The 12,228-nt window shown below is 42.6% G+C and carries 7 protein-coding genes and 1 pseudogene; all 8 read right to left on the bottom strand.

All coding sequences use genetic code 11. The features are described 5' to 3' along the window. Positions 1-19: 19 nt before the first annotated feature. Complete coding sequence (locus tag AAC033_RS16365; protein ID WP_339740081.1) at positions 20-2,671, bottom strand: DEAD/DEAH box helicase; 2,652 nt, start codon at positions 2,669-2,671, stop codon at positions 20-22. Between the two features lie 1,770 nt (positions 2,672-4,441). Beyond that, positions 4,442-5,617: a TolC family protein gene (locus tag AAC033_RS16370; protein ID WP_339740083.1), complete on the bottom strand. Its 1,176-nt coding sequence runs from the start codon at positions 5,615-5,617 to the stop codon at positions 4,442-4,444. Beyond that, the gene (locus AAC033_RS16375) at positions 5,614-8,703 is read right to left on the bottom strand and encodes an efflux RND transporter permease subunit (protein WP_339740085.1); all 3,090 of its coding nucleotides are present in this window, start codon (positions 8,701-8,703) and stop codon (positions 5,614-5,616) included. The genes AAC033_RS16370 and AAC033_RS16375 overlap by 4 nt, the downstream gene beginning before the upstream one ends. Positions 8,704-8,715: 12 nt before the next feature. Next, complete coding sequence (locus AAC033_RS16380; RefSeq protein WP_339740087.1) at positions 8,716-10,239, bottom strand: efflux RND transporter periplasmic adaptor subunit; 1,524 nt, start codon at positions 10,237-10,239, stop codon at positions 8,716-8,718. Positions 10,240-10,287: 48 nt separating this feature from the next. Further along, entirely contained in the window at positions 10,288-10,533 is a 246-nt protein-coding gene (locus tag AAC033_RS16385) for a hypothetical protein (RefSeq protein WP_339740089.1), read from the bottom strand. A 68-nt stretch (positions 10,534-10,601) separates the two neighbouring features. Further along, complete coding sequence (locus AAC033_RS16390) at positions 10,602-11,069, bottom strand: hypothetical protein (RefSeq protein ID WP_339740091.1); 468 nt, start codon at positions 11,067-11,069, stop codon at positions 10,602-10,604. Between the two features lie 266 nt (positions 11,070-11,335). Next, complete coding sequence (locus tag AAC033_RS16395) at positions 11,336-11,731, bottom strand: hypothetical protein (RefSeq protein WP_339740093.1); 396 nt, start codon at positions 11,729-11,731, stop codon at positions 11,336-11,338. Further along, positions 11,731-12,228, bottom strand: a pseudogene (locus AAC033_RS16400) (hypothetical protein); the annotation flags it as partial. The pseudogene AAC033_RS16400 and the gene AAC033_RS16395, both read right to left, overlap by 1 nt.

Raw genomic sequence — 12,228 nt, forward strand, 5'->3', positions numbered from 1 at the left:
AACGTGTATCAGAGCCGTACTAACCTGGTAACTTAAATTTCATTGTCACTTCACCGGTTTCTTTGTTTACTTCAATTTTTTGGTCTGTCATGCCCATTTCTTTTCCTGTTGACATTTTAAACAAACCGGAAAGAAATTGCAGCCCGTTATTCATCACTTTCTCCAATTCTTCAGTGTTGATGGAAGTTGCACCGTTGCCACTGCTGGTTGATGCTTTTGCAAGTTCTTCCTGTTGTTCCGCTTCCTCACCTGCAAAGTCAATTTCATCGGCCGGGAGTTGTTCAGTGAAACTCTCTTGTGGAATTTCCTGTACCTGAGATTCGGCAACCAATTCTTCTTGTTCCCTTCGTTCGGTTTCGGAAATAAATTCTTCCAGCTGCTGGATGAATTGAGAGCGTCCTTTGGTGCTGAAATCCACGAAGTTTGTGTTGGCATTGTCTCCAAGAACACCATCAAAAAGGCTTTGTTTTACGAGTAAACCCGAGGCAATTTGTTGCTCAATCGAATTGCGCGTAATGAAGTTAAAGATGGTCAGCTTGTTACTTTTTTGGCCAAGCCTGTCGATGCGGCCGATGCGCTGGTTCTTTTTTGCCGGGTTCCATGGAAGTTCAAAGTTGATTAGGGTATCAGCCACTTGCAGGTTTAAACCCGACCCACCAGCTTCGGTCGACAGAAATATTTTGTATTGCGGGTTGGATTCAAACTTGCGGATTAGATCACCCCTTGCAGAGACAGGAATTTTCCCGTTCAGTTCAACAAAACCGATGTTGTTTTCCCGCAGCAGTTTCCCAATAAGCTTGTGTACTTTTATCCATTCAGAAAAGATAATAATCTTCGTGGCCTTATTCGGGACATCCAATTCATCTAATAAAATATGTTTGAGTTCTTCCAGCTTGGGCGATTCATTGGTCTGGTCGTCAATCAAGTAGGTAGAATCGCACACCATGCGCATGCTTGCCAAAAGCAGTTGCATCTTTTGAAGGTCGTAAGGTGTTAGAAACTTTTTCCGGATAATCTGTGCCAATCCCCGCGCGTATGATCCGTGATAATCAGCTTGCAGGGGCGACAATTCAACCGGAATGTTGATCTGTTGCAGGTTTGGTAGTTGGTCGATCACTTTCCTTTTTTCCCGCCTGATCAGCACTTCTTCCAATTTTTTATTCAGTTTTTGAAGGTCGTAATAGCCGTTGATCTTGTTGTGTTTTTCGGGATCGAATAAGCAATGTTGATATGAAAATTCCCACAAGGGACCAAAAAATTCCGGGCTAAGAATCCCCATGATGGAGAAAATATCGATCAAACGGTTTTCAATCGGTGTCCCTGTAATGACCAACTTATGTTTGGCTTCAATCCTTTTTAAAGAAGAAGCTGTTTTTGTTTCGTAATTTTTCGCCCGTTGTGCCTCGTCAAGAATCAGAAAATCAATACCGGTACGATTAATGGACACTTGGTCTCGCAGGACGGTTTCATAATTCACGATAAAGAAAAAATGCCTCTGATCTTTGTATTGTTGCGCCCGTTCGGCGGGCGTCCCTTGAACGACCAATGCCTTTTCTCCCGAAAATTTCTCCACTTCTTTTTTCCATTGTTCCTTCAACGAAGCGGGGCAAACGACTAGTGTTTTGGTAAAGCCGAAGGTTTCTTTTTTCAGAATGGCCGTACCAATCGCCTGAACGGTTTTTCCAAGCCCCATTTCATCGGCTATTATCGCGTTTTTGCGGAAGAGGGCAAACTGAATGCCTTCTTTCTGGTATCCATATAAATCGGCTTTTATCAGGCTAAAATCAGGAGTGTATTTTTCTCGAAGGCTTTGGAGCATGTTTATTTCAAAAGCCAATTCAACTTTTTCGATCACCTCGGGGCGAATGCAAATGGACGGATTTTTGCCCGCTTTATCAAGAAAACCCAGCAGCTCCGTTATTTTATCATCTTCAATAAAAGTAGATTTTTTGAAGTAGCGTGAAATCAATAGCTGAACCTCCACGGGTAAGCTGCTCGGATAATGCCAGGTAACTTTATAATCGTTCAGCGGGTCACAATAAACTTCGATAAACGGGTAGGTTTTGTCCAGATTGTTAAAAAGTTGTTTGTCTTCTTTCAAAGCTTTGAATGCGTGCATGATGTGTTTGGTCGTTCCCAGTTTGTTCAGGCGGGCGTCCATGCTGTCGCTATAGCCGGTTTCATTCTTAAAATTGCGCAAAAAGACTCTGTATTTCACCCCCTTTTCGTTGGTCAGGATATGGTCGCCGTAAATATTATCAGCCCATTGGATTCGATATGCAGCCTTTTCTGCTTTTTGTTGGCGTTCTGCCAAAACCCGTTTGATCATTCCTTCTCGGCTATATTTTTTATGTTCCAGATGTTGTTTCGGACCGGCCAAGTGTATTTCACTTTCGATTTGCAGCAAGCATGCATATGAGTTTTTGTCCCAGCCAGAAGCTTTGTCTTTTATAAAGGGAATGATATTTCCATCGTCTTCGATGTCAAGGCGGCACGCTGCTATTTCATTTTTAGCCTCATCGCTAATGATCAATTCGTAACGTGAAACCGATTGCGACAATACCTGACATTGACCATTGTTAAAAATGATTTCCCCAAGGGCCAACTCTTCCTTTTTTAACTGGCCTTCTAGTTTTTCTTTTTGTTCCGGGATAATTTCCTGTATGTTCATTGGTGTTAAAAATTTTGAGGGATGAATATCAATGGGCTATTTTTTTAGTGCAGTATTATGGATTGTTATAAGATTCCATTAAAAACTGCTTGAAATTATTCTAATTTCTCCCAAAGATATTAGAATAAATTGAAACCGTAGAAGTAGCTATGGGTGCTGTCCTAATTTTCAAGGAAAAATAAAATAGGTGATAGCAAAACAACAGGAAGCGGCTGCAGCATTCAATTACGCTGGTAGCTGAGTAGTCTTGTACGACGATCGATATTCTTCCGTGGAACATGGTGCAGATAACAGGCGTAAAAATAAAACCGGCGGAGTCCAGATGCTTTTGATCTTGCGTAATATTCCCGGTGTAATTATACAATAGTCCGTTCAATAAGATATCAATAATCAACCGGACGAATGCCTTTGCAACCGTAGTGGATATGCTGGTGCCAACCTTTATCTATAAAAAATACAAGCCAGCCCTTTGCGCCTTTGACTTTTTGATCTGGAACACCCGGGAAATCACCAGTCCGGGGGAGTAATCCGAGAAATAAAAGACCTAAGAAGCCTTATTCGATGAATTACAAACGATGATAACGAATCACTAACTCACATATAACCCACGACAACTAAGTTATTTGGGGTGGGACAAAACATTTTTACTGGATGTTTTCCAGTATAGATGCAGCGATATATAATTTGGATTTAGAACGATTAAGCCATAGCTAAATCCAATTCGGTCTTTGAAATATTGTACTTTTTCAACGCTTTGACGATGTTCTTAAGTTTGTTGTTTTTTAAGTTTATGGCTTCATTTTGTGCATATTCGTAGCTGAATGCCTGGCCTTTATTTTCTTAATTGGTCTGTCATTTACATGTCAAGGACAAATGATGCAAAAATGTCCCGCTTATCCTGATACAATAGGAATGCTACAACCTGGAAGACATACAAATCAAAACATTCGAAGGCTTACGAAGCATGCCGGCTATACTGACAATAGCCATGCGCATCATATACTCATCGCTTTCATCCCTGCACACAAGGCTGTTGCTCGAAAGTGGGGTAAAAACACTAAACAAAGAACGGTTGTACGAACTACACAAATTTATCCATTACAAAATCAGCACGATAATAAAAGTATTGCGGGCAATATGATACGAAGGGCTTTCATTCCTCGATCAGATCCAGCTCCTAATGAAGGACAGTTGAGTCTTTTACTGAATTTTGAAAACTAAAAACGGGAGATGGCCAATTAACAAACATAATAAATGCTGTCAAGTGAAAATTGCGATGGTGGGGCGGGTTGGCGGATTTTGGGGTGAACTGGGGGAAGTAAATAGATATTTAAGAGGGTGGAAAGGGATGAAAACAAATTATGGTAGCCCTTTATTTAGAGGATATGGAGGAAATAATAAGGAATATGTATAAGCGCTCGGGTAAATGATGTTTTGCAAAATGCGAATGCCTTTTGTGAGTTTCTAGTGTTGGCACTTACTTTCCAAAAATGAAAATGGTTTGTACTTAAAACAAATAATTGGTTGGGCTTGACCTCAAATTTTTCAAAGTCAATGATGTGTATTCCGCTCCCGCCGTGAATGAGGGGTTTCGTGAAGTTATCGATAGTGGAAGCTCCCTTCCAGTTCTCTTCGTTCTTATAACAGCATTGCAGACAATGGTTCCTTTTGTCTGCATTAGGCTGTGGATGGCAGACATTTAGCTCTGGAATGTTTATTTGCTTGTAAAACGAGCCCGAGGTTCTTTTTTTAGGAACCCCGGGCTGATTCCTAATTAACCATCGCTTTTAATGCAGATAGTCTGGTGAAGAGATCCTTCTGGTAGTCGATATACCGCATCCGATTGCTGTTAATCATTTCAATTTCTACCAAATATTCAGTAAATGAAATCTGTCCTGCTTGTAATAATTCCAAACTACTGTCGGAGATGGCTTCCTCTTCCATAATCAACTTCATTTGCTCATAGCTGTCCTTCAATGCTTTTGCCTCAAAGAACAAAGCCGAAACTTCGGCTTTCAGTTCGCTTTCTTTTTGCGAAAAGTCGGCCTTCGATGCTTCGGTTTGAAGTTTGGCATATTTTACGGTGTTCTTGTTTTGCCACAAGGGGATGCTGATTCCTGCATGGATGCCTCTCAATTTTTGGTTGAGAATGGTTTCCGATACATATCCGGCTTCAAATGAAGGCAAGCTCTTTATGCGTTGGTGTTCGATTTCCTTTTCAGCCTGTTGAATGTTTAGACCTGCTCGTATTAAGTTAGGATTTTTCGCCGAAAGGTTCGTTAATAAAGTATCCAGTTCTGGAAGTTCCCAGTCCAGAGGATAGCTAAAGGAGAGGCCTTCAATAGGTTTTCCTCCGTTGAGCTGTTGCAAATACTGGTGCTGAGCCTTCATTTCTGATTGCAACCTTTGATAGTCGGTCTGCACTCCAATGGCGTAGATTCGGGCCTTGTCGTAAACAGGTTTAGAAATTTCGCCTCTATCAAATCCTGCTTTCATCAGCTTAAGCAACTTATCAGCATTTTCTTTTCGATTTTCCAGCAATGCTTCTTTTTTTTGAAGCCAAACCAACGAGAAGTAAGTCCTCCGCGCAGCATGTAAAACCTCCTGCTTTTCTTTTTCAGCCAAGGCTTGTTTTTGCTGATAATCGAGTTTTTGAAGGGCCGATTTTGACGTATAGTATCCCGGTAACCTGAATGATTGCGTAATCTCCAATTCTTTTTGATCGCCGATAGCTTCCGGGCTTCCGAAAAGATAATTGTAGCTTACTTCAGGATTATCAGGGTAAATCCCTGTCTTTGCCAAGGTTGCCTCGGCTTCGAGCCATTTATCCAAGGCCATGAGTCGTGGATTGTTTTGTTCCACACTTTGCATGAAACCCTCAAAACTTTGAGTGAATCCTGAAAATGTCACCGCAAGAAAAAGTATTGTATAGATTAAGCTTTTCATCTCTTTTCGTCCTTTCTTTTAACCAAATAATATACTGCCGGCACGATAAAAACATTCAACAGTGTTGAACTGAATAAGCCACCCAAAATGACTACCGCCATCGGGCTTTGAATCTCGTTGCCCGGCTTGTCTCCCGTGAGAGCCAAAGGAATTAAGGCCAATGCTGCCGTTAAGGCAGTCATCAAAATGGGGTTCAAACGGTCGAGCGAGCCATGAATAATGGCTTTGTGTAAGGGTTCTCCTTCATCAAGCAGTGCATTGTAGCGTGAAACCAAAAGAATGCCGTTACGCGTGGCAATACCGAACAGGGTAATAAACCCAATGATGGCGGGGATACTGAGCATACCCGAAGTTGCCCAGATGCTTACCACCCCGCCAATCAATGCAAGCGGAAGGTTCAGCAAGATGACCGCCGATACGGTGAGGTTACGAAACTCCATGTATAGAAGCATGAAGATGATCAGAATGGCTATTAGCGACGTGTAAAATAATAATCCGGCTGCTTTTTCCTCGCTTTCGAACTGACCGCCATATTCGATATAGTAGTTTTCGGGCAGATTGATGTTTGCGTTAATGCTGTTCTGCACATCGGTTACCACGCTGTGCAGGTCACGACCCGATACGTTGGCCGATACCACCACCTTGCGCTGCACATTTTCACGGCTAATGGTGTTTGGCCCCGATGCTGATATAACATCTGCGACCTCTTTTAAGGCAACCTTCTTGCCATCATGAGTGTCGATAAGGATATTTTTTACAGCTTCGATGGACTGTCGGTAGCGGTCGCCGTAACGAAGTACCAGATCGAAGCTCATATTACCTTCGTAGACCTCTGAAACCTTTTCTCCGGCAAATGCCACGTCAATAAATTCGGCAAATTCATTCATCGGGATGCCGTATTGTTTGAGCATTTCCCGTTTGGGTATTATTTGCAACTGCGGAATTTCAACCTGTTGCTCCACATTCACGTCAACCAAGCCTTCTATGCCGGATATATCATTTTTGATTTGTGTAGCGAGTGAAAACATTTTTTGCAAATCGGTTCCAAATACTTTTATGGCCAGATTTGCCCTTGTTCCCGATAGCATGTGGTCGATGCGGTGCGACAAGGGCTGACCGATCGTGATATTTATGCCGCGGATGGTTCCCAAACGGCTGCGCAGTTCCTCCAAAAATTCATTTTTTGACCTGTCCCCGAGGGTAAACGGAACATCTACTTCCGAAGAAAAGACACCTTGTGCGTGTTCGTCCAATTCTGCTCGCCCGGTGCGTCGCACGATGGTGTTGATTTCGTCCATTTCGAGCATTTCCTTTTCCAGCATTCGATTCATTTTATTGCTTTCTTCCAGCGAAATACCCGGCAAACTCACCGTGCTCAGCGTCAGCATTCCTTCATTGAACTCAGGCAGGAAAGTTCGTCCCAAACTGAATAGTACAAACATGGAAGCGATAAAGAGAACCCCGGCAGCCCCAATCATAGACTTTTTGAAGTTCAACGAACGCTCCAGGGCCTTGCCATATTTATTATTGAGCCACCGTACCCATCGGCTTCCGGTTTCATGTTTTGTCAACTGCTTGTCGCTGGTCAACAAAAAACTACACATGACGGGGGTAAGGGTAATGGCTACAATCAGTGAGGCAAAAAGGGAAACGATAAATGAGATCCCCAGCGGTTTTAGCATCCTGCCTTCCATTCCCGACAGGAAAAAGAGGGGGATAAAGGCCACAATGATAATCAGTGTGGCATTCAGTATGGATGCCCGTATTTCCTTGGACGCGTTGAAAATAACTGTGATCTTATTTTCCTGTTCGGCCTTGGGCAAACGGGCATTTTCTTTGAGCCGTTTCAATACATTATCCACATCGATAATCGCGTCGTCAACCAGTGAGCCGATGGCAATGGCCATACCTCCCAACGACATGGTGTTGATGGTTAATCCCAACCATTTCAGGGCGATGACCGACACCAAAAGCGAAAGCGGAATGGCCACCAACGAAATTATCGTGGTGCGGAAATTCAACAAAAACAAAAACAGGACGATCATCACAAACAATCCACCCTCAATCAGGGCTCGGGTAACATTATCTACCGCTCGGATAATGAAATCGGATTGACGGAAGATGTCGGTTCTGACTTTGACATGAGAAGGCAGCGTTTTCTGCAAACTGGCTATGGCTTCATCAATTTTTTCTGTTAAAACCAGGGTGTTGGTATTGGGCTGTTTCAATACCGTCATCACCACGGCTGGCTCGCCGTTCAAATACCCGGCACCAATCTTGGGTGCTGCTCCTGTTTTAACGGTGGCCACATCGTTTACTGAAATGGGCTGGCCGTTTTTCACTTTAATCACCGAATTGCCGATGTCTTCAAGATTATTGGTACGAATAATACCACGGATGACATATTCGTTCCCAAAATCGTTCAGGAAACTTCCGGTTGCGTTCTGGTTCAGGTGGTCGCAGGCTTTGAAAAGCTCCATAAACGACACCCCATAATAATCCATCTTTTCGGGGTCGGCTTCCACGATGTATTGCTTGTAATCACCACCCATCACCACTACCTGTGATACACCGGCGATTGATAACAAGCGGTTGCGGATTTGCCAGTCCGAAATCGTCCTCAAATCCATTGGTGAAATCGAATCGGACGAAACGGTAATGACCATGATTTCTCCAATGATGGAAGATTGCGGTGCGAGTGTGGGATTTCCGGCATTTTCCGGTAAGCGTTCGGCTACTGTTGCCAGTTTCTCGCTCACAATCTGCCGAGCTTTGAAGATGTCGGTGTTCCATTCAAAATCGACCCAAACAATGGATATGCCTGTGGCCGATGAGGAACGAACCCTGCGAACGTTGGTTGCCCCGTTGACTGCGGTCTCGATGGGAAAGGTAACCAAACGTTCGACTTCCTCGGTTGCCATACCATGTGCCTCTGTCAACACCACTACCGATGGGGCAGTAAGGTCGGGAAAAACATCCACTTCCATTTGTGTGGCCACATAACTTCCTCCAACTAACAGGATGAAAGCCATAAACAACACCAGAAGCCTGTTCTTTAAAGAAAAATCTATTATCTTGTTCAACATAGCTTCTTACTTTTAATGGGTATGACCATGAAGTGGTAAATCACCCGCCATAGCCGCCAGCTTTATCTGGTAGGCTCCTTTTGTTACAATTCGTTCTCCAAGCTCCAACCCTGAAGCGATTTCAGTACGGATGCCGTCGCTGTTGGCCAATTCAACCGGTCGCTTTATAAAGGATTCGCCCCCGGCCTGCACAAACACAAAGTACTGCCCTTGTTCTTCAATAATCGAGGATAGCGGAACAACCAAAGCTTGTTCCTTCATTCCTGTTTTCAGGAAAGCTTCGAGAAACATTCCCGGCATCAGTTTCCCATTGTTAAGGACTGAGAATGTGACTGGAATACGGGTATTATTTTCATTTACAAAGGCATTGTTTGAGCTTACCTTGCCACTAAGTTCCGATAACGTGATCGATACCTTTCCATCTGCAAACGAAAAGTTGGCGTCAAAGATTCCTGAGACTTTCTGAAAGTCGGCCTGATTTACAAATGCTTCAATAAGCAGTTGATTTTGAGTGCCAATTTGCATGATCACCGAACTCTTATCCACAAACTGTCCGTTGCTCACATGAACGCTGCTAACAAACCCTTCAATTGGTGATGTCACTTTCAGCCCATTTTGTGAAACTTGATTAGCCAACTGGTAGTATCTCAATGAATCCTGCTTGTATTGAGACTCGATTGGCAAGAAATCCTTTCGTGAGACGACCTGTTTATCAGCCAATGGTCTGGTTCTGTGAAAATCCGCCTTACTTTTCTCAAACGTTATTTTTGATTCTTTCAATTTGGTATTCAAGTTGTTCTCAATACCAGAGCTTGCAATCACCGCAAGAAGTTCGCCTTTTCTTACCGATTGTCCAGGCATGGCAATCAGATTGACCTGCCCCTCGGTTTGTGCGTTTAATGCAACAGTTGATTGCGGTTGTCCTTTTACTTTGGCAGAAGTGTGTATGACGGAATAGAATGGCTGCAAGGATACTGCCAGCGTGGCAAATTCTGTTTTCCATGCCTGTTCTTTTAAATAGGAAATCTCGTCTCCGTTGCCTTCTTCCAGACTGGCATGGGCAGCTTCTTCTGCATTTACAAAGACTTGTATTTCCGGAATTTCAAATTGTACATTTCCAGACGGGCTTTCCAGTTCAAAGAGCATTTTGTAAGTACCTGCTTCTTTTGGCTGCAAAGCTGGCCGAAAAATGCCGGGTGACGCCGGAGCTTCAACGCGATGTCGAATACCTTTGTCTCCTTTGACAATGCTTACTGTGAGCTTTCCTTCCGAAACAGGTTTATAGGTGCTTAATTGGGTAAAATGAGCAGCAAAAGTGCTTGTCTGCCCAACAGTTAATGCAGGAAACTCAACAAATAGTTCATAGTCGTTCGAAAACAGGGTGTAGCTTAATGCCCCCGCTTCGTGCCCATGCTCATCTTGTTCCTGATGTCCTCCAACGGTATCATGCGTGTGACCACCAGAGTTTTGATTGCTGTTACAGGCCACAAAAAAGCTGGTTATTACTAGGAGTGATAGATATAATTTTGTCTTCATTTTTAAGTTTTTAAAAATTCCGGAGCCAAAAGCTCCGGAATACCATTTTTAATGTTCATGACCATGCTCATGGTCATGGTCGTGATGTTCTTCTGTGGTCGAAGTGGCTGTGCTGTCGCCAACAACAAACTCCTCCTGACCGGCATGTTCATGGTCGTGCTCGTGATCATGGTCATGTGTTTCAGTGTCATGCTCATGACTGTGGTCGTTCTTTTTTTCCGTTTTCGGACGACAGGATGCAGCCATAAAAACCAAATAAAGAGAGAACATCAATAAATACATGAATCGCTTCATAATTGATTGATATTAGTATCCACCCGAGGTGGACAGATTAAAAAATAGTATGATTGTTGTCCTAAAAATTAGGCAATAGACGGAGGAGCCCGTAAACCTGTGGCTCCGGGGTCGAAGATGGATTTTCTGAGAAACGGCTTGTCCTTCAGGCGGGCAAGGCATTCTCCTTTAGCTTCCGTTGATACAGTGAAAGAGTTGAGCGCGTATAGGATCGAAATTGTCTTTACGCTGACCGAAGATTTTTCTCCCAAATTCAGCCTGGCATAATCGAGATCGGTGGCCGCATTTAAATGATGGTGAAAAGGGAAGGGGTGATTGTGCGCTTTTGATGCATCCTTTGGTTCGTGGTCACGATCTTCATTTTTATGGTGATGATCCAGATCCGAATCATGATGATGAGAATGGTGTTTTGTACTGCTTTGAACTTCAGAAATTTCATTCCCCATCAGCTCATGATGATGATGTGGGATCATCGTATGAATTAAAATCATCAGAAACGATGAAAGCAATAATATGGAATACAATCTCTGTCTCACAGATGCAAAAGTATTATTTTTTGTCCTACTTCGTATTTGTTGCGATGTGACTTTTTGAACAACAGTTAATCTTCTGTGAAAGTTTAATTATTTGGCCTCTCTTAGTCTTGACTAGCCGGCATGTAACCGAATGATATTAATTAGATACACTTGTTAAATTATTTTTATCAAATTCTGTGTTGAGAATGCTCTTTTTATAATTATTGGTAACTTCTAAATATCAACAACTGGTCATTGTCTGTATGTATGATTGACAAAACTTATTATTACAAGCTTGCTTTCATCTCTCTTAATTCATTGATCCTTTTTGTATCAATATAATGAGTAGCATATTTATTCTCAATTGATTTATTTCCAGATTTACTAAACCGCAACCGACGTTTTATCCCTCCACCGAATTGGTTGTAGGCAGTCCAGGAACTTTTTAAAGCCAATTCGGCCGAGTACTTTCTGATCAGCTTGCTAATGAAAGTCAGCTTCTTCAAGTTGGTTTTGCATACTCTCTCAAGGTAGTCAACACGTCCAAACCGCCAGGATTCATAATCAACTTTGGTAAGATAGCCCAGTTGCAAGAGCACATCTACCGCACAAACATATCCTTTCTCGTAACGATTTGAATGAACCAGTCTTTTAACCTCTTTTTCTAAATCTGTATTATTCATCAAAAATCTTTCCCGTTTATATCAATTTGTCCTTTAACCCATTGTATGTAGCGCATTTTTTTATAATCAAACCATTGTTGCCTGAACTGTATGGAATTATCAATTTGCCATTTAGAGTTCCTAAACGGCTTTGGTCTGTTTAACGCATTTGTCAATTGACCCTGTAGTTTTGGGTCATCAATACGCTGCGCAAATTCGGCCTTTATCTGAAAAGATGCTTGGGGCCCCAAGCCTTCAAATTCAAAATAACCATTCAGGTTTTCATCAATCTCTTTAGCTTCTTCTTCCCATGGCTCCTGGTCAGCTCCAATCCAGCTGTCAAAATTGAGTAATGTTTTAATCCCGCCCGTTTTATGGCTGTAAAAACATGTTATCCCGGAGTCCAGGTTGTCGGTAATTTCCTCTATTTGTTCTTCTGAGAGTTTCATACCTGTAGCATGTTTTTCAAGTTTGCATTTACCAAACCTGCTGTCCTGTATGCACTTTGTTGAACTAAA

The organism is uncultured Sunxiuqinia sp., from assembly GCF_963974515.1.
GTDB lineage: Bacteria > Bacteroidota > Bacteroidia > Bacteroidales > Prolixibacteraceae > Sunxiuqinia.

Bases quoted from the DNA above. Each gene is read 5' to 3' on its own strand.
- AAC033_RS16395 (WP_339740093.1), bottom strand. From the start codon at position 11,731: ATGAATAATACAGATTTAGAAAAAGAGGTTAAAAGACTGGTTCATTCA.
- AAC033_RS16385 (WP_339740089.1), bottom strand. From the start codon at position 10,533: ATGAAGCGATTCATGTATTTATTGATGTTCTCTCTTTATTTGGTTTTT.
- AAC033_RS16370 (WP_339740083.1), bottom strand. From the start codon at position 5,617: ATGAAAAGCTTAATCTATACAATACTTTTTCTTGCGGTGACATTTTCA.
- AAC033_RS16375 (WP_339740085.1), bottom strand. From the start codon at position 8,703: ATGTTGAACAAGATAATAGATTTTTCTTTAAAGAACAGGCTTCTGGTG.
- AAC033_RS16380 (WP_339740087.1), bottom strand. From the start codon at position 10,239: ATGAAGACAAAATTATATCTATCACTCCTAGTAATAACCAGCTTTTTT.
- AAC033_RS16365 (WP_339740081.1), bottom strand. From the start codon at position 2,671: ATGAACATACAGGAAATTATCCCGGAACAAAAAGAAAAACTAGAAGGC.